The following is a 24115-nucleotide window of genomic DNA, read 5'->3' as shown; positions in this document are numbered from 1 at the left end:
ATCGCCACTGGCCTCGTTGACCTCGTGCGGGCCGAACGTGCGAAGCACCACACCGGCGACCGCGCGCACCACAAGGAGGAGTCACCGGAAAGCTAATGGTGCGGTTGTGGTGCGGTGCCCGCCGACCGGTCTGGACAACAAAGAACCCCCGGGTCTCTGACCTGGGGGTTTCGCATGGAGCGGGTGACGAGAATCGAACTCGCGCTCTCAGCTTGGGAAGCGATGGCGCTTCCAGGGGTTCAGTGGTTCTGACCTGCCCCTATGTCTCTTCTTGGTGCGGTCGCTCGGGCCGGATCGCGCCGCTGTCGACCGTGGTTGTCTGCTCTTACGGGCACGCTGTGGGCACGGCGCCGCGAAGTTGAGGAGCACGGTGTCGGTGTGGCCTCCACAGTGCTTGGAGCATCTCGACTCGCAGACCGGCTGAGCGGTGTCGTTGCAACTGTACGCATGCATGGCGTACCGGCCTGCTATTCCCCTGCGGGGCGCATGTCGCTGTCGTACACGGTCCGGTAGTCCGGGAGGACGACTCGCGCTGCCGGGGACACCTTCTCGACCTGGGCGAGGAACGCGTCCAGATCCATCGCCGGGTCCCGTACGGGTGAACTACTCAGAGGCACTTCGAAGTCGTCCCAGTGGACGGGTACGACGACGCCGGGGGTGTCCAGCGCACGCAGCAGTCGGGGCACGTAGCGGGGGGTGACCGTGCTGGAGGGCACGGCGATCATCGCGAGGTCGGGGCGCAGGCCACGCACTGCCCGCTCGGAGAAGTCACTGGCCCCCATGAGGAACGCCGACGGGCCGCCGGCCCCGGCAGTTACCTGGAAGGCGAGGGTGTCGCCCTCGGGCAGGTCCGCGATGGTGCTCGGGACCGTCGTGGGCGGGGCGTTCAGCGTGCCCGGGGCGAAGTAGGAGAACTTCTTGTTGCGGCTGTGCAAGCTCGGCACGACCTCGACTGTGATCCCCCCGAAGTCCAGCACCTCGCCGCCCTTCACCACGGAGATCTGCCCCGCGTCCACCCCCAGGGAGACCAGCAGGTGGTACGTGGTCTCGGTGCCGACCACGCGGGCGCCGGTGGTCCTGGCGATGTGAGGCACGTCGGCGAGGTGGTCCCAGTGGGAGTGGCTGACCAGGACGAGTTCGGGGCGGCCGATGTGCGCGTCCACGATCTCCGGCCGGGTCCGCAGGGGGGTCCGCGGATCGAAAGCGCCGTCGAACAGACCCGTGGGGAAACGGGTGAGATACGGATCGAAGAGGACGGTCCGGTCGCCCACGTCGATACGCCAGCCGGCGGTGCCGAGCCAGTGGAACGACGCCGAACCGGCGGCTGGGCCACGGCCCCGGCCGCTGTCCCCGGCCGAGGCGGTGGCGGTCGTGGCCGGGACCAGCGGGCCAACCGCCGACGGCGCGGCAGCCGGGGAGGCCGACCCGCCGGCTTCGACAAGGAGATGTACAAGCGCCGCAACGAAGTCGAGACGAGCAAGCCGCAGTGCTGTCATAGTTGCGGTTCGGCATCATCGCCTCGGGTTCCTTCCTCGTTCGGGATTATCGCCGCCTGCTGGTGGTCGAGCCAGGCCTGTCGTGGGCGGTGGCCGCGGGACTGCCGGTGGAGCCGGCGGAGTCGTTCGACCTCTGCGGGGCCGGCATGGACAACCCAGGACCGGCGGGAGTCGTGTTGCTGGTGGGCGGTGACCCAGCCTCGCTTGATCCATCCGAAGAGGGTCACCCGGGGCACGCCGGTCTCGCGGGCGAGGTCGGTCAGCCACCACCGGTGCGGGCCGAGTGAGGGTGCCTTCTGGCGGAGGTTCTGTTCCTGCCGGCTGACGCAGCCCAGCTCCTGCAGCAGCCTGCGCACGCCCTGAGTGCCGAAGTGTGCGCGGCGTTTGGGCGGGCGGAAGCCCTCGGCGTTGAGGATCTTCGCGACGGCCGGGGCGGAGTGCCCGGCCGCGGCGAGTGCACGGGCCCGTGCGGCCAGTTGGGGGTAGTAGCCGAGCTGGTCCGGGCGGGCAACCGGGCGGGCGAGTTCGCTCCTCGTGCGGTGCCCGCCGACCCAGGTGACTTGGGCGGTGACGCGTTCACTGTCGCCGATGACGGTGAGGTGGACCTTCTCGATCAGGTGCCGGATGAGCTGCTTGCGGTCCGCGTCGGTGGTGGTGGGTGCCCGCCAGAGGGCGGGCAGGTCGGCGGCCAGGGTCCGGATCTGGTCGCGCTCGGCGGCGGTGAGGAGGCGGGGCCGGGCCGCGGCGAAGCGGTCGTAGGCCTCGCCCAGGCGCTGCAGCTCGGCCAGCGCACGCTCCCAGTCCTTCTCCAACTCCCGGACTACCAGGCGGTTCTCGGGCTCGGCCAGCTGGTATTGGCGCCGGGCCCGGCCTGCGGCATAGTCCGCCCGCTCCAGGCGCTGGCGCCAGATCCGGTCCACCTCACCCCGCCGGAGTTGGGCCTGCTCGGCGGCTTGCAGCGAGACCTCCAGCGCAGCCGGCGCCATCGCGGCCAGCAGCAGGCCGGTGACATACCGGTCGACGCAGACCCCGGACAGCTGCTGGCACAGCTCGCCGCCGTAGTCGGTCTTGGCCCGGCTGCACTCGTAGGCCGGCCGCAGCCCTTTGCCCTCGCCGCGCTGGTAGCGCACGACCATGCGCTTTTCGCACCGGCCGCAGAAGACCAGCCCGGCCGGCAGCGCCGGCCCGTCGCGCAGGGCGCCCATGCTCTGAGCACGGGCCCGGTTCGCCTCGATCCGGGCCAGGTTGCGTTCGTGCCGCTCGGTGCTGATATAGGCGGGCAGGACGCCGGGCAGGCAGACCAGCCGGTCCTCGCGCGGGGTGCGGACCCGGCCGGTGAACGGGCCTCCCGGCCAGCGCCGGCGGGGATCGGTGCGGCTGCGGCCGTAGACGTAGACCCCGGCATAGGCCGGGTGGCGCAGCATGTTCTGGAGGACGATCCGGCCGGGACGGCGCCAGACCAGCCTCCCGCGCTCGGGTCCCGCGCGCACCCGGATGCCCATCTGGATGCCGTGGTCGACCAGGAACCGCAACACCGCGTTGACCGTGGCCAGTTCGTCGAACAGATCAAAGACCAGACGGACCACGGCCTGCACCTGCTCGTCCGGGTCGAAGACGACCTCGCCGTCCGGCAGCCGCCCATAGCCCACCGGCAGCGGCACGGCCGGCTCGCCGCGGCGGGCCTTGCCGATCCGCCCGTTCCACATCCGCTGCTTGATCAGGTGCAGTTCGGCCTCGCTGATCGTTCCCTTCAGCCCGAGCAGCATGCGGTCGTTGTACTCGGCCGGATCGTAGATCCCGTCGATGTCCGCCAGCACCGCACCGGAGAGGGCGCACAGCTCCAGCTGGTGCCATTCGCGCCCGCAGCGGGCCAGGCGGGACATCTCGCTGCCGAGAACGAGGCCGACGTGGTCCAGTCCGATCTCGGTGACCAGCCGCTGGAAGCCGGGACGGTCCTGGAGTCCGGACGCGGAATGCCCCAGGTCCTCTTCGATCACCAGCACCCGGGACGGGGACCAGCCCAGATCGACGGCCCGCTGCGTGAGCCCGTACTGCAGCCGGGTGGACTCGGCGTGGTCGAGCACCTGCTGCGGCGTCGACTGGCGGACATAGATCACCGCAAGGCGGTCGCGCTGCCAGGGTCGGACCTTGCCCTCACCCCCTGCCCACGGGGCGGTGACCGTCGTGCTCACCGCGCTCACCCCCGTTCCCTCGGTCCGGGTCCGCAGCGGTCACCATCCGCACGGCCAGCACCCCCGGCAGCCGCACCGCCGGCTGCCGGTTCAGCTCCGGGACGGCTCCCCACCACGGGATCTGGGGGGCTCAGCGACGACACACTCGTCCACTGCGACTCACCACCCTCCTTTGCACCAGTCGACCGCTCACGCAACCGCTGAACGGCAGCGGCGACCGCGAGCAGGCCCTCAACCCCTACGACCGGGACATTCCCCGGGCCAGACACACCTACGTGTGCAGTACGGCTTGCTGCTCGAGCGGACGATCAATCGGCTCAAGCAGTCCCGGGCCGTTGCCACGCGTTACGACAAGCGCGCATACGTGTTTCACGGCACGATCACCCTCGCCTCGATCAGGCTGTGGTGCCTCCCAGACTGCTACCGCACGGAGCAGTAGAGCCGGGCACCCTGGCCAGTGGCAGTGCGGGCCAGAGATGCCAGCTCAGCAAGGTGGCTCACGGCCTCGCCTTCCTCGATGAACTCCCCATCGACCCGCCGCAGGTGCGACCACTTACGAGCCACATCTTCGAGTCGCAGCGGATCCTCAGTCGCGAGCAGGGCCTGGAGCCGCTCCGAAATCACGAAGACGTAGCAGCCATCGTTCGTGATCTCAGTCAGTACCTGCGGCTCGCCAGCCCGCATGAGCTCTTGCGGACTGTCTCCAGTGAAGAGGCTCTCCCACTCGACTACGGCGTCCGCGGGATCGTAGATACCCACAGGAACGATCTTGAACGCTCGGCACGGGCTGAAGCCCTTGACTGCAGCCGCCGACTCGCGATCAGGCGCGCTGAAGAAATCTGCCCAGTCATCCACTCCAGCATCATGCCCGGCGCCCAGCAAGATCCGCCGGACAGGCCCTAGACGGAGAAAAAGGTCGGCCGGTGTGTGAGCGCCTGCCCCGGCCGCTCAGGAGAACGACGGTGCGGGCCTACCGGCCGTGTGGGAAGGCCGCGCCGGTCCAACAGCATCCCGACGAGGAGCGGCAACGGGAGGTCGCCGGGCTCGACGATGACAACAAAGAACCCCCGGATCTCTGACCTGGGAGTTTCGTGTGGAGCGGGTGACGAGAATCGAACTCGCGCTCTCAGCTTGGGAAGCGACGGTGCTTGTGCACCTACATGGCTGCCGACCTGCACAGATCCGTTGTACCACTGCAGGCGTGAGCGCTTGGTGGCACCGCTGTTGACCGTAGTTCTCCGCTCTGAAGGGCACGCTGTGGGCACGATGCCGTGAGGTGGACGAGTGCCGTGCCTATGCCGCCTCCTCCGTGCTCGGGCTCGTCGACGCGTAGGTCGACTGAGGGGGGCGTCGCGACTGCACATGGATGCCGGTCCCCTGCCCTGGTTCGTAAGATCAAAAAATGCCGTTTCTACGCTGCAGACTTTGATCTCCATGACGGGCAACCTGGTGCCCAGGGCGGTGGACGCGGCGCGATACCGCAACTCAAGATCGAGAGATTTACCTCTCCAGGTAAAGACCTCAGCCCTCACGGTGAGGTCCCTGCTGCCCGAGGTGAGAAGGCAGCCCGATGGGGTGGGGCGCCGCCGTAGGACTGTTCGTGGTGCGCGTGCTGCTCCGCCAGGTGCGAGAACTCCTGCTGGACGTGAGCGCCGTTATTCGCGCATGGCGTGAGCTTCTGAGTGTGGTGAGAGATGCGGGGCCTCCCACCATGGGCGGTGGTCCATGAGGGAGTCCTGTCGGCGGGGTCAGTGCCGGAACAGTTAGCTTGCCGCCGTTTAAGGAAATCCTTAAGCTGCTCATGCTGGTGTCGAGGGGAGTCGGCTTGAGCTGGGCGATCAAGGTCACCGATGAGTACGCGGAGTGGTTCCGGCAGCTGATCAAGGAGGATCTCGGTTCTGCCTCACAGGTTGCCCAGGCCGTTACCGCACTGCGTGACGCTGGCCCCACTCTGGGCCGTCCTCTTGTCGACCGGCTGAAGGGATCGGACCTGCATCACCTCAAGGAGCTGAGGCCGGGATCGGGTGGCCGGTCCGAGATCCGGATCATCTTCGCCTTTGATCCGACTCGATCGGCCCTGTTACTCCTCGGCGGCGATAAGGCGGGAAACTGGGATCGTTGGTACCGCGACAACATTCCTCTGGCTGAACAGCTCTACCGCGACTACACCGGTGACACGGAGGACTGAGGAGTGAGCATGCCCAAGAAGGCCCCACAGGACTGGGAGACCCTGGAGCAGGAGCTGTACTCGGCCGGTGTGGATCGCGCTGAGGTGGAAGCTGGTTCACGTCGGCTGCTGGCGGAAGCCCGTGGTCATCAACTCGCCGAGGCGCGCAATCAGTACGGGCTGGCCCAGAGGGATGTGGCTGCCCGCATGGGTGTGAGCATCGCTCGCGTATCCCAGATCGAGCACGGCGAGGCCGCCACTCTCGATGTCATCGCACGCTACGTCGAGGCGCTCGGCGGCAGGTTGGACCTGGTTGCCGACTTCGGCGATCACACGCTGCGGATGCCGGCAAGCGGTGATCAGGGCAGCGCGGCGGCGTAGCTGGCCCGAAGGCTTTGCGCGCGGTGCATGCGACGCACCGCCGGCAGCGTCTTTCGGGGAACAGCAGGCTGAGGGCTCTCCCTATTCGACCTTGCATAGCTTGGCGTGAAACGGCAGGTCAACGGCACGCACTGGCGTGAGGAGCAGTGGTTGCCCGGTCTCAACTAAGCGTTCGGGCCCTCCGCGTGCCCAATCTTCGAGTGCACGGTGGTGTGAAAAGCACCGAAGAGTCAGCGACAAAACACAAACCCCAGGCCGCTGACCTGGGGTTTCGTCGTGGAGCGGGTGACGAGAATCGAACTCGCGCTCTCAGCTTGGGAAGCTGATGTTCTACCATTAAACTACACCCGCGTATGATCCAGACCCCCGGAATCGACCGGTGGCCGGATGCTCACTCACTCTACCCCATGGCAGGTCTCCGGTGTTTCAGGTCCCGGGGGCCTGATGGCGTTTCAGGGGTGGAAGTGGGTACGGAGGGCTGGAGTTGGGGCGTACGGTGGGGGTGTCGGTGAGGGGCCGGGCGGGCCTGGAGTGCCGCCTGGAGGGTCGTCCCTTTGATCCCGTAATGTGCCTTTGGCGTCAGGGCAGGAAGCCAGGCGCGGCTCTTGGGGAAGGGACTTTTGGACTTGATGGAGCGCACCGTCGTCCGCTGTGCCGATGGGCACGTGTTTACCGCCGCCTCGTTCCCGATGCAGCAGGCCGAGCGACTCGGCCCCGGCCGGCTCTTGCGGTGTCCGCGCTGTGCGCGGCTTCGCAGCGTCGTGCCGGTCGCTCACCAGAAGCGGTAAGCGAGGGCACGGGGGAGACCGGCAGGGTCACCAGGGCGTGGGCGCGTGGGACGGCGATTGTGGCCGGTCCGCGCGCCTTGCGTATCCTCGGGGCCGTGCTTCTCTCTGACAAGGACATCCGGGCCGAGATCGACGCTGGGCGGGTACGGGTCGATCCCTACGACGAATCCATGGTGCAGCCGTCCAGTGTCGACGTGCGCCTCGACCGCTACTTCCGGGTGTTCGAGAACCACCGGTACCCGCACATCGACCCGTCCGTCGAGCAGGCGGAGCTGACCCGGCTGGTGGAGCCGGAGGGGGATGAACCGTTCATCCTGCATCCCGGTGAGTTCGTGCTGGCCAGCACGTATGAGGTCATCTCACTGCCCACCGATCTCGCCTCGCGGCTCGAAGGGAAGAGTTCGCTGGGGCGGCTCGGGCTCGTCACCCACTCCACCGCCGGGTTCATCGACCCCGGTTTCTCCGGGCACGTGACCCTGGAGCTGTCGAACCTCGCGACGCTTCCGATCAAGCTGTGGCCCGGGATGAAGATCGGCCAGCTGTGTCTCTTCCGGCTCAGTTCGCCCTCCGACTTCCCCTACGGCAGTGAGCGGTACGGGTCCCGCTACCAGGGGCAGCGCGGGCCCACGGCCTCGCGGTCCTTCCTCAACTTCCACCGCACCCAGGTATAGGCATGAGTGAGCAAAACAGCCGTCCGCGGCGGGAGGATCTCAGCTACGAGCAGTTCGGTGTGGCCGTGCGTGAACTCGCACAGGCCGTCGTCGACGACGGGTACCGGCCGGACGTCGTGCTCAGCATCGCGCGCGGCGGTGTCTTCGTCGCCGGCGGGCTCGCCTACGCCCTCGACTGCAAGAACCTCCACCTGGTGAACGTCGAGTTCTACACCGGGGTGGGCACCACGCTCGAGATGCCGGTCATGCTCGCCCCCGTGCCCAACCTCATCGACTTCACCGACAAGAAGGTGCTGATCGCCGACGACGTCGCCGACACCGGCAAGACGCTCAAGCTCGTCCGCGACTTCTGCCTCGACGCCGTCGCCGAGGTGCGCAGCGCCGTCGTCTACGAGAAGTCGCAGTCGCTGGTGAAGTGCGAGTACGTCTGGAAGCGGACCGACGACTGGATCAACTTCCCGTGGAGTGTCCTGCCACCGGTACGGAGGTCGGGGGAGCCGGTCACACCGTCCAGGGACGCGCTGTGAGCACCGGCCGGAGGTCAAAGGCCTGAGGCCGGAAGCCGCAACCTGAGGCCGGAAGTCGCAAGCAAGAAGGGAGGGGGTGAGCGGTTCGCCGTTCACCCCCTCGCCGTCTCGTGGCTCAGAACGTGCCCAGCTTCACGATCGACAGCAGGGCGATCAGCTGGATCGCGGACGCGCCCAGGGCCTTCGGCCAGGGCAGGTCGTGGGAGCGGCCGACCATCAGGGTGAGCAGCGCGCCGGCCGCGACCCAGGTGGCCCAGCCGAGGAGCTGGACGAACGTGGCGTCGCCGCTCGCGAACATCGCGAAGACCAGCCGGGGGGCGTCGGTGATGGACGTGATCAGCATGGACAGGCCGACCGTGGGCTGCCAGGCGCCGTTGCCGCCGAGCTGACGGGCCAGGGTGTGGGTGACCGCGCCCAGGACGAAGAAGCTGATCACCATCGCCACGGCCGTCGTCAGGACGATCGGGATGGCGTTGGACAGGGTGGCGCCGATCGCCTCCTCGCGGGCGCCCTCGAAACCGAAGACCGCGAGCAGGCCGTAGAGGAACGTGACGATGAGGGCGGGGACCCACATCGTGTAGTCGCGCATCCTCAGGAACGTCTGGTCGGGGGCGGTGACGACGCCCTTCAGCAGAGCCTTCCAGGGCAGGGGCGGGCCGACCGGGCCGGGGGCGGGGGCAGCCGCGCCGCCGTGGTACGTACCGTCCTGCTGGTAGGGGTCCTCGCTGACCGAGAAGGCCTGGGTGTGGCCCGGGTTGTTGGCCGCGTACGGGTCGTACCCCGCCTGCGGGCCGCCCGGGTGCGCGCCGCCGTCGCCGAAGTACTCCGGCTCGCCGTGGCCGCCGCCGTGACCGTGCTGACCGCCGTAGCCGCCGCCGGGGCGACCGGGGCCGCCGGGGCCGCGGTGCACTTGCGGCCACGAGCCGCCACCGCCGTTGCCACCCCCGCCGTACGGCGGCTGCTGCGGGTACGGCTGCGGCGCCTGCGGGGAGCCGTACGGCGGTCCCTGCGGCGTCTGCTGCCCGTACGGGGGGTGTTGCGGTCGCGCGTGAGGAGCGCCGTTGTTGTCCCGGCCGCGTCCGATCCTGAATCCAGCCACGTCATCGAACGTACCTGGTCCCGGGGAGCGGTGGGCCGGGCCCGGGGTTCCGGGGCCGCCTTTGCGGCCGAGCTGTGACATCCCCTAAGGGGAGGTCAGGTCCGCTCTCCGTCCTGCGTAGGGGGGCGGTCCTCCGCAGGACGGAGAGCGGGCGTCGGCCCGGGGAGTACCGGGGCGTACCGGTGACCGTCCGGGACGGCCCGGCGTCAGTCGAGGAAGCCGCCGGCGAACTCGGGGAGGACCACCGCGGCGTTGGTCGTCGGCACGGTGCTCGTGCCGCGCAGCAGGATCCCGCGGCCCTGCGCGCCCAGCCCGAGGTCCGCGCGGCCGTCGGCCGTGAGGTCGCGCAGGCGCACGGAGCTTCCGAACGAGGAGTACGCGTCGGCCGGGCCCAGGACCGTCTGGGGGATCCACGACGAACGGGAACCGCTCAGGCCGCCCGAGCCGCCACGGAAGAAGTGGACGCATCCTTGGTCCACCCTGCCGTCGACGTCCTCGTGCGGGACGCCGACCGCGAGGTCCGCGTAACCGTCACCGTTCGCATCGGCGGCGGACACGGCGTAGCCGAAGTTGTCGTCCGCCTCGGGTGAACCGGAGACGCCGGAGGTGGCCTGGGTGAACGTGGTGGAGCCGCTCGGGCCGGAGGAGGTGCCGCGCCAGACGGTGACCGCGCCTCGGCCGTTGCTCTGATCGGGCAGGCCGACGGCGATGTCGCCGTAGCCGTTCTTGTCGTAGTCGCCGATCGCCGCGACCCGGGGTTCACTGGTGAAGGTCTTGTACGGACCGGAGGTCAGACCGGAGGACGAGCCCTTGAGGAACCAGATCCGGTGGAGGGGCTTGTCGCCGCCGGATGCGAACTGGGTGCCGAGAAGCACCAGGTTCGTCCGGCCGTCGCCATTGACCTTGCCCGCGGCGAGGCCGTGCGAGTACCAGCCGCCTCCCGTCTTGTCGACCTTGCTCACGCTGCCGGTCCTGCCGGACTTGGTGAACGGGCCGCGGTACAGCCATGCCTCCTCGCCCCCGATCAGCGCGAGGTCGGGGGAGCCGTCGCCGGTGAAGTCGCCGGTGGCCACGTCGCGGCCGAAGTGGCCGGCGGCCCCTGACTTGGGGGTGACGTTGGTGCCGCCGGACAGGCCGGACTTCGAGCCCCAGACGATGGTGACCGTGCCCCGGTACTTGGTGCTGCCGACATGCTCGCTGGGGTTGCCGACGACGAGGTCCGCGTAGCCGTCCCTGTTGAGGTCGGCACTCGCGAGGGACTCACCGAACAAGTCGTCCTCCTCGCCCGCTCCCGGGATGCCCGCGCTGTCCTGGTGGATCAGCTGGGGGCGGGTGGTGTCGAGGCCGCCCTTGGTGCCGTACACCATGGTGACGGTGCCGCCCGTGCGGTCCACGTCGCTGTTGCCGCGGTAGGCGAGGTCGCGGTGGCCGTCGCCGTTGAAGTCGTCGTAGTGCTTGGCGACGGCGGCGGAGGCGGGGGTGGCGAGGACGGCGGGGGTGAGGCCGCTCGCCAGGAGAACGGCGGCCAGGGCGGCGGTGCGTCTGCGCATGTGGGTCTCCGGGAGAGGGAGCGACCGTGTGGGTGGACGGCCTGCGGTTCACGGGTGATCGTCGGCGAGGAGACCGGCGAAGGACGCGGATGGTTGTACGTGGACATGACGAAGGGGCCGTCCTGCAGGACGGCCCCTTCGTGCCTGGGCGCCTACGTGCGTACGCGCCTTCGTGCCTACTTCACCGGTTCCGGCTCCGGGGCGTTCTCCGCCTCCGACTCGCCCGCCGGGTCGAGCGGCGTCTTGACCGACTCCAGCAGCAGCTGGGCGACGTCGACGACCTGGATGGACTCCTTGGCCTTGCCGTCGTTCTTCTTGCCGTTGACCGAGTCGGTCAGCATGACCAGGCAGAACGGGCAGGCGGTGGAGACGATGTCCGGGTTCAGGGCGAGCGCCTCGTCGACGCGCTCGTCGTTGACGCGCTTGCCGATCCGCTCCTCCATCCACATCCGCGCACCGCCGGCGCCGCAGCAGAAGCCGCGCTCCTTGTGCCGGTGCATCTCCTCGTTCCTGAGGCCCGGGACGCTGGCGATGATCTCGCGCGGCGGCGTGTAGATCTTGTTGTGCCGGCCCAGGTAGCACGGGTCGTGGTAGGTGATCAGGCCCTCCACCGGGGTCACCGGGATCAGCCTGCCCGCGTCCACCAGGTGCTGGAGCAGCTGGGTGTGGTGGATGACCTCAAAGTCGCCGCCGAGCTGCGGGTACTCGTTGCCCAGGGTGTTGAGGCAGTGCGGGCAGGTGGCGACGATCTTCTTCGCCGACCGGGGCCTCCGCGACTGGTCGGTGACCCTGCCCGCCTCGTCCGTCTCCTCGCCGAACGCCATGTTCAGCGCGGAGACGTTCTCCATGCCGAGCTCCTGGAACAGCGGCTCGTTGCCGAGGCGGCGGGCGGAGTCGCCGGTGCACTTCTCGTCGCCGCCCATGATCGCGAACTTGACGCCCGCGATGTGCAGGAGTTCGGCGAACGCCTTCGTGGTCTTCTTGGCGCGGTCCTCGAGGGCGCCGGCGCAGCCGACCCAGTACAGGTACTCGACCTCGGACAGGTCCTCGAGGTCCCTGCCGACGACCGGGACCTCGAAGTCGACCTCCTTGGTCCACTGAAGGCGCTGCTTCTTGGCCAGGCCCCAGGGGTTGCCCTTCTTCTCCAGGTTCTTGAGCATGGTGCCCGCCTCCGAGGGGAAGCTGGACTCGATCATGACCTGGTAGCGGCGCATGTCGACGATGTGGTCGACGTGCTCGATGTCGACGGGGCACTGCTCGACGCAGGCGCCGCAGGTGGTGCAGGACCACAGGACGTCCGGGTCGATGACGCCGTTCTCCTCCAGGGTGCCGATCAGCGGGCGCTCGGCCTCGGCCAGCGCCGCCGCGGGCACGTCCCCCAGCTGCTCCTCGGACGCCTTCTCCTCGCCCTCCATCGTCTTGCCGCCGCCGGCCAGCAGGTAGGGGGCCTTGGCGTGCGCGTGGTCGCGCAGGCTCATGATCAGCAGCTTGGGGGAGAGCGGCTTGCCGGTGTTCCAGGCGGGGCACTGCGACTGGCAGCGTCCGCACTCGGTGCAGGTGGAGAAGTCCAGCAGGCCCTTCCAGGAGAACTGCTCGACCTGGCTGACGCCGAAGACGTCGTCGTCACCGGGGTCGGTGAAGTCGATCGGCCTGCCGCCCGACGTCATCGGCTGCAGGGCGCCCAGCGCGGTGTCGCCGGTGGCCTCGCGCTTGAACCAGATGTTCGGGAAGGCGAGGAAGCGGTGCCAGGCCACACCCATGTTCGTGTTGAGGCTGACCGTGATCATCCAGATCATGGTCGTGCTCAGCTTGATCATGGCGAAGAGGTAGACCAGGTTCTGCAGCGTCGCCAGGCTCAGCCCCTGGAAGGCCACCACCAGCGGGTACGAGGCGAAGTACGCGGCCTGGTAGCCGTCCACGTGGTGCAGGGCGCCCTCGAGGCCGCGCAGCACGTAGATGGCCAGGCCGATGGTGAGGATGACGTACTCGACGAAGTAGGCCTGGCCCATCTTCGAGCCGGTGAACCGGGACTTGCGGCCGGGCCGCGAGGGCAGGCTCAGCAGGCGGATGACGATCAGCACGGCGATGCCGAGGGTGGTCATGGCGCTGATGAACTCGATGTACATCTCGTACGGCAGGAAGCCGCCGAGCACCGGGAGCGTCCAGTCGGCCCGGAACAGCTGGCCGTAGGCGGTGACGATGGTCGGCGGCAGCGTCAGGAAGCCGATGGCCACGAACCAGTGGGCGATGCCGACGACGCCCCACCGGTTCATGCGCGTGTGGCCGAGGAACTCCCGCACCAGGGTCACGCTGCGCTGGTAGGGATTGTCGGTCCGGGTGCCGGCCGGGACCGGCTGGCCCAGCTGGAAGTACCGGACGAACTGGCCGGTCGCGCGTGCGAGCAGGGCAACGCCGACCACGGTCAGGACCAGCGACACGATGATCGCGGCGAGTTGCATGGGGGCTCCTCGGGCCTGCGAGGGTTTGGTCGGGGCTCCTGCCACGGGATTCCCGACATTACTAATCGGTAACTTATACAGTCCGTCTGAGACTACCCCTAACTCCGGCCGCACTGTAGCCGGGTGCGGGGTGATCTGGGTCGCTGAGGGTTGCCTTGGGGGGCGTCCCGGATGTGACCGCGTCACGCCCCGCGAATCTGGGCATATCCCACTAACTTATATCTGTGCCGCACACTTGTGTCCGTAGACCGTTGTCTTGAGGCTCCAGGGCCGAAGGGTCGAATGGCCGAAGGGGCGAATGCGGGCGGCCCGGGAGTCGCTCCTGGCGGATGGCTCGCGGAGGGCTCCCGCTTCGCTCTCGCCTCACTCCCCCCTCGGTTCCACCGTGCTCCCGCCTCGCTCCCGGCTCCCGTCTCGAGGAAATCGCAGGTCGGCCCCTCCTTGCGCGTAAGGAACGGATAAGAGTTGAGTCCGTTCGACTCAGCTCTGTTGACCCGGCGCCGGACGTCAGGCATGCTTGAGCCTGTTCCACTCAAGTCAGCTGGAGGAATCGAAATGGCACGTGCGGTCGGCATCGACCTGGGCACGACTAACTCCGTCGTCAGCGTTCTGGAGGGCGGTGAGCCCACCGTCATCACCAACGCTGAGGGCGCCAGGACCACGCCTTCCGTCGTCGCCTTCGCGAAGAACGGTGAGGTGCTGGTCGGTGAGGTGGCCAAGCGTCAGGCCGTGACCAACGTCGACAGGACCATCCGGTCGGTCAAGCGCCACATGGGCACCGACTGGAAGATCAACCTGGACGGCAAGGACTTCAACCCGCAGCAGATGAGCGCCTTCGTGCTCCAGAAGCTGAAGCGGGACGCCGAGGCCTACCTGGGCGAGAAGGTGACCGACGCGGTCATCACCGTCCCGGCGTACTTCAACGACGCGGAGCGTCAGGCGACCAAGGAAGCCGGCGAGATCGCCGGTCTGAACGTGCTGCGCATCGTCAACGAGCCGACGGCCGCCGCCCTGGCGTACGGCCTCGACAAGGACGAGCAGGTCATCCTGGTCTTCGACCTCGGTGGCGGTACGTTCGACGTCTCGCTCCTGGAGATCGGTGACGGCGTCGTCGAGGTGAAGGCCACCAACGGTGACAACAACCTCGGTGGTGACGACTGGGACCAGCGCGTCGTCGACTACCTGGTCAAGCAGTTCCAGTCCGGGCACGGCGTGGACCTGGCCAAGGACAAGATGGCGCTCCAGCGGCTGCGCGAGGCGGCGGAGAAGGCCAAGATCGAGCTGTCCTCGTCCACCGAGACCACGATCAACCTGCCCTACATCACCGCCTCCGCCGAGGGCCCCCTGCACCTCGACGAGAAGCTGACCCGAGCCCAGTTCCAGCAGCTGACCGCGGACCTGCTGGAGCGCTGCAAGACGCCGTTCAACAACGTCGTCAAGGACGCCGGCATCGCGCTGTCCGAGATCGACCACGTCGTCCTCGTCGGCGGATCCACCCGGATGCCCGCCGTCGCCGAGCTCGTCAAGGAGATGACCGGCGGCAAGGAGGCCAACAAGGGCGTCAACCCCGACGAGGTCGTCTCGATCGGTGCCGCGCTGCAGGCCGGGGTCCTCAAGGGCGAGGTCAAGGACGTCCTGCTGCTGGACGTCACCCCGCTGTCCCTGGGCATCGAGACCAAGGGCGGCATCATGACCAAGCTGATCGAGCGCAACACCACGATCCCGACGAAGCGCTCCGAGATCTTCACCACGGCCGAGGACAACCAGCCGTCGGTGCAGATCCAGGTCTACCAGGGCGAGCGCGAGATCGCCGCGTACAACAAGAAGCTCGGCATGTTCGAGCTGACCGGTCTGCCCCCGGCGCCGCGCGGCGTCCCGCAGATCGAGGTCTCCTTCGACATCGACGCCAACGGCATCATGCACGTCACGGCGAAGGACCTCGGCACCGGCAAGGAGCAGAAGATGACCGTCACCGGCGGCTCCTCGCTCCCGAAGGACGAGGTCGACCGCATGCGTGAGGAGGCCGAGCGGTACGCGGAGGAGGACCACCGGCGCCGCGAGGCCGCCGAGTCCCGCAACCAGGGCGAGCAGCTCGTCTACCAGACCGAGAAGTTCCTCGCGGACAACGAGGACAAGGTTCCCGGCGAGATCAAGACCGAGGTCGAGGGCGCCGTCGCCGAGCTGAAGGAGAAGCTCAAGGGCGAGGACACCGCCGAGATCCGCACCGCCACGGAGAAGGTCGCCGCCGTCTCGCAGAAGCTGGGCCAGGCCATGTACGCCGACGCCCAGGCCGCGGGCGGTGCCGCCGGAGCCGGTGCGGGTGCCGGTGACGCCAGGGCGGACGACGATGTGGTCGACGCCGAGATCGTGGACGACGAACGTAAGGACGGTGCGGCGTGACCGAGGAGACCCCGGGCTTCGACGAACAGTCGCAGCAGCCCGACGTCCCCTCAGGCGTTCCGACCGATGACGCCGAGCCGAAGGTCGCCACCCCCTCCGCGGAGGAGGCGGCGGCCCCGGCCGGGGACTCGGGTCCCGACGCCGGGCTGGTGGCCCAGCTGGACCAGGTGCGTACGGCGCTCGATGAGCGCACCGCGGACCTCCAGCGCCTCCAGGCCGAGTACCAGAACTACCGCCGCCGGGTCGAGCGCGACCGGATCGCGGTCAAGGAGGTCGCCGCGGTGAACCTCATGACCGAGCTCCTGCCCGTGCTCGACGACATCGGCCGCGCGCGGGAGCACGGCGAGCTGGTCGGCGGGTTCAAGTCCGTCGCCGAGTCGCTGGAGTCGACCGTGGCGAAGATGGGCCTGCAGCAGTTCGGCAAGGAGGGCGAGCCCTTCGACCCGACGGTTCACGAGGCCCTGATGCACTCCTACGCCCCGGACGTCACCGAGACGACGTGCGTGGCGATTCTGCAGCCCGGGTACCGCATCGGTGAGCGCACCATCCGCCCCGCGCGGGTGGCCGTGGCCGAGCCGCAGCCGGGCGCTCAGCCGGACAAGCCGGCCGAGGAGGAGACCGAGGCGGCGGCGGACGAGAAGGAGACCGGTGGCCCCCAGGAGGGCTGACGCCTCAGCGGGCGTGAGGAAGCCGGGGCGGGCAGAACAGGCCGGTCCGCCCCGGCGGGCAAGGAAGGAGGGACGTCGGGGATGAGTACCAAGGACTTCATCGAGAAGGACTACTACAAGGTCCTCGGCGTCCCTCAGGACGCCACCGAGGCAGAGATCAAGAAGGCGTACCGGAAACTCGCCCGCGAGTACCACCCGGACGCCAACAAGGGCAACGCCAAGGCGGAGGAGCGGTTCAAGGAGATCTCCGAGGCGAACGACGTCCTCGGCGACGCCAAGAAGCGCAAGGAGTACGACGAGGCCCGGTCGCTCTTCGGCAGCGGCGGCTTCCGGCCAGGGCCGGGAGCGGGCGGCGCCGGGGGGTCGTTCAACTTCGACCTGGGTGACCTCTTCGGAGGCGGCCAGGGCGGTGGCCAGGGAGGTGCCGGCGGATTCGGCGGCGGGATCGGTGACGTCTTCGGCGGGCTGTTCAACCGCGGCGGCACCGGCACCACGCGTACCCAGCCCCGGCGCGGCCAGGACATCGAGTCCGAGGTCACCCTGAGCTTCACCGAGGCCATCGAGGGGGCGACGGTCCCGCTGCGGATGTCCTCCCAGCAGGCCTGCAAGGGCTGTTCGGGCACCGGCGACAAGAACGGCACACCGCGCGTGTGCCCGACCTGTGTCGGCACCGGACAGGTCGCCCGGGGCAGCGGCGGGGGTTTCTCGCTCACCGACCCGTGCCCGGACTGCAAGGGCCGCGGCCTGATCGCGGAGAACCCCTGCGACATCTGCAAGGGCAGCGGCCGGGCCAAGTCCTCGCGGACGATGCAGGTGCGCATCCCGGCGGGCGTCAGCGACGGCCAGCGGATCCGGCTGCGCGGCAAGGGCGCACCGGGCGAGCGCGGTGGCCCGGCGGGCGACCTGTACGTCGTCGTGCACGTCGGCAGCCACCCGGTGTTCGGCCGCCGGGACGACAATCTCACCGTCACCGTCCCGGTCACCTATCCGGAGGCGGCCCTCGGCGGGGAGATCCGCGTCCCGACGCTCGGCGGTCCGCCGGTCACGCTGAAGCTGCCCCCGGGGACGCCCAACGGGCGGACCATGCGGGCCCGCGGCAAGGGAGCGGTCCGCAAGGACGGCTCGCGCGGCGATCTGCTGGTCACCGTCGAGGTGAGTGTTCCCAAGGACCTGCCGGGGAAGGCTCGTGACGCACTGGAGGCGTATCGCGAGGCGATCGCGGGTGAGGATCCGCGGGCGGAGCTGTTCCAGGCCGCGAAGGGAGCTTGATGGAGATGGACGGCCGTCGACACAATCCGTATGAACTGACGCAGGACACGCCGGTCTACGTCATTTCGGTGGCGGCCCAGCTCTCCGGTCTGCATCCGCAGACCCTGCGCCAGTACGACCGTCTGGGGCTCGTCTCGCCGGACCGCGCCGCCGGCCGGGGCCGCCGCTACTCGGCCCGTGACATCGAGCTGCTCCGTCAGGTGCAGCAGCTGTCGCAGGCCGAGGGCATCAACCTGGCCGGCATCAAGCGCATCATCGAACTGGAGAACCAGGTCGTCGCGCTGCAGGCCCGGGTGGCGGAGCTGGAGGGCGCGCTGGACGGCGCGGCGGCGACCATGCGGCAGCGCGAGGCCGCGGTGCACGCGTCGTACCGCCGGGACCTGGTGCCGTACCAGGAGGTGCAGCAGACCAGCGCGCTGGTGGTGTGGCGGCCGAAGCGTCAGCAGCAGCCCGACTGATCCGACGGACGCGCCGGGCTCCGGCAACACACCGCCCTGCGAACGACCCGGCCTGACGGGGAAGTTCCGTTCGGCTGAAAAGTGAAGTGTCCTGAAAGGCCCGGAGGTTCGTCCGAACCTCCGGGCCTTTCACATGTGCGCACATTGCTGACGCCCCCTCACCCGCCGTCCCGTGCGCCCGGCGCAGGACCCGCGCGCGCCTGTGATCAGCGCATGTGTGCTTCTCCTGGGCGTCTGTGCGAGTCTTTCGCCGGGTCCTCACGACTTCAGCGCACCGTGTTGTGTTCATCTCGTTAAGTAGTTGGTCTTGACGCCAGTGGTGGCTGAAGCGTTGGCTTTTCAGTCACATGGGCCGCAATGTTGTGCCCACGTCCAAAACGCACCTGAAGTGAGCCCTCGCATGCGTCGTATCGCCATATCAGTGGCCGCCACCTCGATGTCCGTCATGCTTGCCGGTTGCGGCGTCATCAACGCGACAGGGAGCAGCGACGACGCGAGCCCCACGAAGGGTGACGACATCACGGTCGGGCTGCTGCTCCCGGAGAAGGCCAACACCCGGTACGAGCAGTTCGACTACCCCATCTTCAAGAAGAAGGTGGAGTCGCTCACCAATGACAAGGGGAAGGTCGCCTACGCCAACGCCGAGGCGGACGCCGACAAGCAGTCGAGCCAGATGCAGCAGATGGTCGAGGACAGGGTCGACGTCATCGTGCTGGACGCGGTCGACTCGCGTGCCGTCGCCGAGGACGTGAAGCAGGCTAAGGACGCGGGCATCCCGGTCATCGCCTACGACCGGCTGGCCGAGGGCCCGATCGACGCGTACATCTCCTTCGACAACGAGCTGGTCGGCGAGGTCCAGGGCCGTTCCCTGCTGGAGAAACTCGGTGGCGACGACGCGCTCACCAGCAAGATCGTCATGATGAACGGCTCCCCGACCGACCCGAACGCCAAGCAGTTCAAGGCGGGCGCGCTGTCGGAGCTCAAGGGCAAGGTCACCATCGCCAAGTCCTACGACACCAAGGACTGGAAGCCGGAGAACGCCGAGGCCAACATGGCCGAGGCGATCAACGCGATCGGCAAGGACAACATCGCCGCCGTCTACTCGGCCAACGACACCCTGGCGGGCGGCATCATCAAGGCACTCGAGGCCGCCGGGGTGACCGAACTGCCCCCGATCACCGGGCAGGACGCCGAACTGGTGGGGGTTCAGCGGATCATCGCGGGCGAGCAGTTCATGAGCGTCTACAAGTCCTACCCGCTGGAGGCCGACAACGCCGCGGAGATAGCCGTGGCGCGGGTCCAGGGCAAGAGCATCCAGTTCGACGCGCTGACCCGCGAGCGGGTCGACAGCCCCACGCACAAGGACATCCCGGCGCAGCTCGTGCCCGTGGTCGCCCTGACGAAGGGCAACATCAAGGACACGGTCATCGCCGACGAGATCTACAAGGTGGCGGACATCTGCACGGCGGAGTACAAGGAGGCGTGCGCCGCGGCCGGCCTGAAGTAGCCGCCGGCCGCCGCGTCTTCCGTCCGGGGTGCGTGAACGTTCTGCAAGGGCGCGCGGATCACCGTGCTCCCCGGCGGTGTTGTCCCGTCACCACCCCGAGTCCCGCCGTTCCGGCGTTTTTTCGGCCGCCCGCGGCCGCCCGTCCAGTGGTGGCGAGGTGACCGCGTCAGGCACGGAGACAGCGGGTCATACCGATGCTTGCCGGCCGCCGCACCGACGGGAGTCGTGTTGCGGAGCCGGGGGTGTCCGCGCATAGTGGCGCATCGGAAAGTGGCGGAACCGGGGGTGGAGCGGGCGATGGCCGGGCGCGGGACGGACGAGCATCCGCATGGTGCTGACCGACTGTGCGACGCCGGGGACCGCGTGTACTCCCGGGCCGTACGGCGCGGCCGGGTGCCGCGCCGGGACGCGGAGCCGGTGCCCTGCCTGATGGAACTGGCCCTGCTGCACCCGGATCCCGACGACATGGACTGGCTGGTGCCGACCGCCCCGCAGGAGGTCATGACCCGGCTGCTGCGCGGGATGTACGACGAGGTCAGCGCGAGCCAGCGCCGGGTGGGCTCGGCCGTCGCGGCGTTCGAGTGGTACGCCGGTCTCGGCCACCAGGTGCCCGCCTCCCCCTCGGCCACGGAGGGCCCGGCGATCCGGGTGCTGGACGGACTGGCCCGTATCCAGGCCTCGATGGACGAGGCGGCGCAGGCGTGCACCACCGAGGTGCTCACGGTCCAGCCCGGCGGCATCCGGCGCGAGGCGGAGCTGTCGGAGGGACTGCACCGGGCGACGGCGCTGCGCGGGCGCGGGGTGCGGATGCGGGACCTCTACACGCATGTGGCCCGGCACGGCCAGGGGCTGCACACGTACCTGGAGCTGATGGGCGACGCGGTGGAGGCGCGGACGCTGGACGAGGTGATCGAGCGGCTGATCCTCTTCGACCGCACGGTCGCCTTCATCCCCGCCAACGCCGAGCGCACGATGGCGCTGGAGCTGCGGCACCCGGCGCTGGTGGAATACCTGGGCACGGTCTTCGAGCGGCTGTGGCGGCTCGCCATCCCGCTGACCGCCCCGCTGCCCGACACCGGCATCGAGGGCATCTCGCACCGTGAGCAGTCCATCGCGGCGCTGCTGGCGGAGGGCCACCAGGACGCGGTGATCGCGGAGCGCCTCGGCATCAGTGTGCGCACCTGCCGGGCGCACATCGCCCGCCTCTCGGAGACCCTGGGCGCGGCCAGCCGTACCCAACTGGGCGTGCGTATCGCGCAGGCCGGCCTGGACGGCGCGCGCCGGACGATGGTCACTCTTCCCGGACGAGAATCCCCGAGCGCGCGATGAGATACCCGAGCTGAGCACGGCTGCCGCTGCCCAGCGTCGCCGCGAGCTTGGCGATGTGCTCGCGGGCGGTGCGGATGTTCATGCCGAGGCGTTCCGCGATGACGGCATCGGTGTGCCCCTCGACGAGCAGCGCGGCGATGGCGTGCTGGCGGGGGGTGACGCCGTTGACGGAGGGCTGCGGAGCGGCCTCGGGGTACATGGGGGTGGCGAGCCGCCAGAGCCGGTCGAACACCGTGACGAGGAAGCCGACCACGGTCGGCTGGCGGATCTCCAGCGCGCGTGTGGCCTCCTTGTCGGCCGGCATGAAGGCGACGGCACGGTCGACGACGATGAGCCGGTCGGTGACCTCGTCCAGGCTGCGTGCCTCGACGTCGCCCCTGAGCCGCTCGTAGCGGGAGTGGATGAGCGGCAGATGGCGCTGGGTGTGCTGGTACAGGGCACGGATGCGTCCGCCGCGGTCGAGCAGCGCCTGATCGCGGGCCAGGGCCCGCGGCTGCGCCCGACGGCCCCTGGCGTCGGTGTAGTGGAGGTTGGGCTGGACGCAGAGCAGCTCCCGGGAGGCGTCGGCCATGGCGTCGGTGAGCGCCCGGTTGATGCCTTCGACGCCTTCCAGGACCTTCATCGCGGACGCGCTCGACGGCATGTCCGGGACGCCCTCCCTCCGCGCCAGCGAAGCGAATGTCTCGGTCAGCCGTTCCTCCCGCCGCCGCTCCTCGGCGATCCGGTCGGCGGAGGCCCGCAGGAGCCGGTGCAGCGCGACACCCGGCGCCACGGGTTCCAGCAGGTTCCGGTCGTCGGGCGCCGGGTTCAGGAGCCCGAGGACGAGGGGACAGGGAATCTCATCGGCCTCGTCGGCGGGGATGCGGCCCTGGCGCAGTGCGCGTGTGTACAGGTTCAGGCCCTTCTCGCACACCTGCTCCACCTCGTGGTCGTGCGCCTTCCCCGTCACGCGCAGCTTGCTCCCCGGTGTCATTGCTCCTGCTTGAGGATCCCCGACTGTGCGATCAGGTAACCCAGTTGGGCACGGCTGCCGCTGCCCAGGGCGGACGCCAGCTTGGCTATGTGGGCGCGGCAGGTACGTACGTTCATGCCGAGGCGTCGGGCTATGGCCTCGTCCACGTGGCCCTCCACGAGCAGCTTGGCGATGGAGTGCTGGATCTCGGTGATGCCGTCGGGCGCGGTTTCGTAGGGGGCGCCGGCGGTCAGCGGGACGGCTCGGTTCCACATGAACTCGAAGACCTTGACCAGATAGCGGACCAGGCCGGGGTGGCGGAGTTCGAGGGCCACCTGCCGATCCTCACGGATGGGGATGAAGGCGACGGTCTCGTCACAGATGACGAGCCGCTCGACGAGTTCGTCGATGGTGCGGTACTCCACCTTGCCGTCGGTGAAATGGTCGACGTAGGCCAGCCGGTCCGGGCTGAACCGGGCGGTGTGCTGGTAGAGGGTCCGGATCCGCACCCCGCGTTCGATCAGCGGCCGGTCCCGTTCCAGCGCCTCCAGGAGCCGGTTCTCGGGGCGGCGATGGCCGCTCGGCTGCACCGTGAGCATCTCGGAGTGGCACTGGGCGGTCGCCAGGCCGAGTGCGGTGTTGATTCGGTCGAGACCCTCCAGCACGGTGATGGAGTGGGTGGGACTCGTCTCCTGGGCGCTGATGTCCATGAACGGCTCGAAGGCCTCGGCGAGCGTGATGGACAGCCGCCGCTGTTCGGTGATCTCGCGTTCGATGGGGTTGAGCCGCTGGGCCAGGGCGACCGAGGGCGGTACCGGCCGCAGGCGGCTCGGGTCGTCGGGATCGGGATGGAGGAGAGCGAATTCCCTCAGGCAGGGGGCGGTCTCGGCGTCCGTGCGCAGTATGTGTCCGGCGCGGAGGGCGTCCGCGTAGAGGCGGCTCCCCTCCGGGCACAGCTCGGTCACCGGATGGGGATGTGTCGCCTTAGTCCCGTTTGTTGCCAAATCTCCACCCCCCAGGGTCCTGAACGTGCAGGAACATGATGCACCGATTGTGTGGCCATGACGTGCCCGAATGAGCCATCGTCTTATCGGACGGGGGATAGAGGGGACCTTCAAGTGAGGACGAAGCCGACTATGCGTAAGAGAATGCTTCGCTCGGTGCTTGTCGCCGCCTTTTCCGCCGTTGTGGCCTTCGGCACCCTGGCCGGCCCCTCCGGTGCGGAGAGCGGCGCGCATCACGTGGGCAGCACTCAGTCTTCTGTGGCCGCCATGGACGAGCGGCCGGCCTCCCCGGCCGACAGCACCTGGGACTGATGGCGATGACCACACCACCCGACGACCGCTCCTTCCGTCGCGAGATGGCGACCGCCTACCGGTCCGGCTGGCACTTCATCGACCTGGTCACCGCCATCCCCCACAGCGGTGATTCGCTGATGGTGACCGTGTTCGGTGAACCGGTCGTCGTCACGCGGGACGAGGACGGAGACGTACGGGCGTACCGGTGCCTGCGGCGCCCTCGGGGGGCGCCGCAGCCCGTGCGGTGTGCCATCCGGTACGGAATGATCTTTGTGAACCTGGACCAGCGGGACCACGAGCAGGTGGAGTCCGACTCCCCGGTCCATCGGACCATCTCGGCCACCCCCCGCAGCGCCTGACGCGATTCCCCCGTCGTAAAAGATCGCTCAGGTGCTTCCCCCCGCAGTGGCGTCACCGTGACCTGAACACGGTGACGCCACTGTAGTTTTCGGTGGTACCTCCGGGTATGGGCAGGGTCGAGCGATGGCCGAAACCGGTCGTCCGGCCGTACCGGCTCTCACCTCGGTCCCGCCCCCTGCCTTCTCGCACGTGTGAGCGTGCTCTCGCTGCCCCCCGCGCCGCCGGATCGGGCGACGGTGGCGTCCTGTCCGGAGCGAGCCACGGGCGTCCCGTCCCGCTTGTGGTGTTCCGGCCCCGCCGCGTGCTCCCGGCCGCCCGTGGCGCCCACTGTCGGCGGCCGTCGGCCGTCCTTCTGTGCCCGGGCCCCTCTCGGCCCGGGTCTTCACGCCCGTCTCGCGCCTCGCGCCGGCCGTCTCTCCCGTCTCCCGTTTCGCGCCTCGCGCCGCTGCGTTGTCCGTGGCCCGCCCCGTCCGTCGTCGGCGTGCGCGGGGCGCGGTCGCGCCGGAAGGTGGGAGGCCGAGGAGGCCCGGGAAGCGGGAACGAA

General features: G+C 69.1%; 20 protein-coding genes, 1 tRNA gene and 1 pseudogene. 13 read left to right on the top strand and 9 right to left on the bottom strand.

All coding sequences use genetic code 11. The features are described from left to right. Window positions 1-467 precede the first annotated feature (467 nt). The gene (locus WJ438_RS19255; protein ID WP_406729738.1) at window positions 468-1385 is read right to left on the bottom strand and encodes an MBL fold metallo-hydrolase; all 918 of its coding nucleotides are present in this window, start codon (window positions 1383-1385) and stop codon (window positions 468-470) included. Here WJ438_RS19255 and WJ438_RS19250 point away from each other — a divergent pair. Then, a pseudogene (locus WJ438_RS19250) lies at window positions 1377-1472 on the top strand (IS5/IS1182 family transposase); the annotation flags it as partial. The gene WJ438_RS19255 and the pseudogene WJ438_RS19250 overlap by 9 nt on opposite strands. Window positions 1473-1492: 20 nt before the next feature. On the opposite strand, the gene WJ438_RS19245 reads toward WJ438_RS19250, so the two are convergent. Continuing rightward, window positions 1493-3697 carry a recombinase family protein gene (locus tag WJ438_RS19245; protein ID WP_406726351.1) on the bottom strand — a complete coding sequence of 735 codons (2205 nt, stop codon included), beginning with the start codon at window positions 3695-3697 and terminating at the stop codon, window positions 1493-1495. A gap of 411 nt (window positions 3698-4108) precedes the next feature. Beyond that, window positions 4109-4543: a hypothetical protein gene (locus WJ438_RS19240; RefSeq protein WP_406726350.1), complete on the bottom strand. Its 435-nt coding sequence runs from the start codon at window positions 4541-4543 to the stop codon at window positions 4109-4111. A gap of 946 nt (window positions 4544-5489) precedes the next feature. Here WJ438_RS19240 and WJ438_RS19235 point away from each other — a divergent pair. Beyond that, window positions 5490-5876 (top strand): type II toxin-antitoxin system RelE/ParE family toxin, encoded by a 387-nt coding sequence (locus WJ438_RS19235; protein WP_406726349.1) that lies wholly within the window; start codon window positions 5490-5492, stop codon window positions 5874-5876. Window positions 5877-5885: 9 nt separating this feature from the next. Then, complete coding sequence (locus tag WJ438_RS19230; RefSeq protein WP_406726348.1) at window positions 5886-6236, top strand: helix-turn-helix domain-containing protein; 351 nt, start codon at window positions 5886-5888, stop codon at window positions 6234-6236. A 277-nt stretch (window positions 6237-6513) separates the two neighbouring features. Here the strand turns inward: WJ438_RS19230 and WJ438_RS19225 are convergent. Then, window positions 6514-6587: transfer RNA gene (locus tag WJ438_RS19225), tRNA-Gly, on the bottom strand. A gap of 532 nt (window positions 6588-7119) precedes the next feature. Between WJ438_RS19225 and dcd the strand changes: the two genes are divergently transcribed. Further along, window positions 7120-7695 carry a dCTP deaminase gene (gene dcd, locus WJ438_RS19220; RefSeq protein WP_406726347.1) on the top strand — a complete coding sequence of 192 codons (576 nt, stop codon included), beginning with the start codon at window positions 7120-7122 and terminating at the stop codon, window positions 7693-7695. A gap of 2 nt (window positions 7696-7697) precedes the next feature. After that, window positions 7698-8222 (top strand): phosphoribosyltransferase, encoded by a 525-nt coding sequence (locus WJ438_RS19215; protein WP_406726346.1) that lies wholly within the window; start codon window positions 7698-7700, stop codon window positions 8220-8222. A gap of 115 nt (window positions 8223-8337) precedes the next feature. Here the strand turns inward: WJ438_RS19215 and WJ438_RS19210 are convergent, their stop codons facing one another. From WJ438_RS19210 to WJ438_RS19200, 3 genes are all read right to left on the bottom strand, one after another. Then, window positions 8338-9402: a Yip1 family protein gene (locus tag WJ438_RS19210; RefSeq protein ID WP_406726345.1), complete on the bottom strand. Its 1065-nt coding sequence runs from the start codon at window positions 9400-9402 to the stop codon at window positions 8338-8340. A 125-nt stretch (window positions 9403-9527) separates the two neighbouring features. Further along, on the bottom strand, window positions 9528-10871 hold the full coding sequence (locus WJ438_RS19205) for an FG-GAP and VCBS repeat-containing protein (protein WP_406726344.1): 1344 nt from the start codon (window positions 10869-10871) through the stop codon (window positions 9528-9530). A 176-nt stretch (window positions 10872-11047) separates the two neighbouring features. Then, window positions 11048-13330, bottom strand: a complete 2283-nt coding sequence (locus WJ438_RS19200; RefSeq protein WP_406726342.1) for a (Fe-S)-binding protein — start codon at window positions 13328-13330, stop codon at window positions 11048-11050. Window positions 13331-13885: 555 nt separating this feature from the next. Here WJ438_RS19200 and dnaK point away from each other — a divergent pair. The 6 genes from dnaK to WJ438_RS19170 all read left to right on the top strand — a co-directional run bounded on the left by dnaK (window position 13886) and on the right by WJ438_RS19170 (window position 20961). Then, the gene (dnaK, locus tag WJ438_RS19195; protein ID WP_406726341.1) at window positions 13886-15730 is read left to right on the top strand and encodes a molecular chaperone DnaK; all 1845 of its coding nucleotides are present in this window, start codon (window positions 13886-13888) and stop codon (window positions 15728-15730) included. Then, on the top strand, window positions 15727-16398 hold the full coding sequence (gene grpE / locus WJ438_RS19190) for a nucleotide exchange factor GrpE (RefSeq protein WP_406726340.1): 672 nt from the start codon (window positions 15727-15729) through the stop codon (window positions 16396-16398). Before dnaK ends, grpE begins: the two co-directional genes overlap by 4 nt. A gap of 81 nt (window positions 16399-16479) precedes the next feature. Then, the gene (gene dnaJ, locus WJ438_RS19185; protein ID WP_406726339.1) at window positions 16480-17667 is read left to right on the top strand and encodes a molecular chaperone DnaJ; all 1188 of its coding nucleotides are present in this window, start codon (window positions 16480-16482) and stop codon (window positions 17665-17667) included. A gap of 5 nt (window positions 17668-17672) precedes the next feature. After that, complete coding sequence (locus tag WJ438_RS19180) at window positions 17673-18125, top strand: heat shock protein transcriptional repressor HspR (RefSeq protein WP_406726338.1); 453 nt, start codon at window positions 17673-17675, stop codon at window positions 18123-18125. Window positions 18126-18525: 400 nt separating this feature from the next. Next, window positions 18526-19632, top strand: a complete 1107-nt coding sequence (locus tag WJ438_RS19175) for a sugar ABC transporter substrate-binding protein (RefSeq protein WP_406726337.1) — start codon at window positions 18526-18528, stop codon at window positions 19630-19632. 297 nt (window positions 19633-19929) lie between these two features. Continuing rightward, window positions 19930-20961: a LuxR C-terminal-related transcriptional regulator gene (locus WJ438_RS19170; RefSeq protein ID WP_406729737.1), complete on the top strand. Its 1032-nt coding sequence runs from the start codon at window positions 19930-19932 to the stop codon at window positions 20959-20961. Here the strand turns inward: WJ438_RS19170 and WJ438_RS19165 are convergent. Together WJ438_RS19165 and WJ438_RS19160 are read right to left on the bottom strand one after the other, a co-directional pair. After that, a complete protein-coding gene (locus WJ438_RS19165; RefSeq protein ID WP_406726336.1) occupies window positions 20924-21934 on the bottom strand; it encodes a helix-turn-helix transcriptional regulator in 1011 nt (336 codons plus the stop codon). The two genes, WJ438_RS19170 and WJ438_RS19165, sit on opposite strands and share 38 nt — an antisense overlap. Continuing rightward, window positions 21931-22917 (bottom strand): helix-turn-helix transcriptional regulator, encoded by a 987-nt coding sequence (locus tag WJ438_RS19160; RefSeq protein WP_406726335.1) that lies wholly within the window; start codon window positions 22915-22917, stop codon window positions 21931-21933. Before WJ438_RS19160 ends, WJ438_RS19165 begins: the two co-directional genes overlap by 4 nt. 156 nt (window positions 22918-23073) lie before the next feature. Between WJ438_RS19160 and WJ438_RS19155 the strand changes: the two genes are divergently transcribed. Next, window positions 23074-23229, top strand: a complete 156-nt coding sequence (locus WJ438_RS19155; protein ID WP_406729975.1) for a hypothetical protein — start codon at window positions 23074-23076, stop codon at window positions 23227-23229. 5 nt (window positions 23230-23234) lie between these two features. Then, on the top strand, window positions 23235-23570 hold the full coding sequence (locus tag WJ438_RS19150) for a hypothetical protein (RefSeq protein WP_406726334.1): 336 nt from the start codon (window positions 23235-23237) through the stop codon (window positions 23568-23570). Window positions 23571-24115: the final 545 nt, after the last annotated feature.

It is taken from the genome of Streptomyces sp. GD-15H, from assembly GCF_045291515.1.
Classification (GTDB): Bacteria; Actinomycetota; Actinomycetes; order Streptomycetales; family Streptomycetaceae; genus Streptomyces.
Note: the sequence above shows the minus strand (reverse complement) of the source record. Positions and strands in the feature narration are given on the sequence as shown.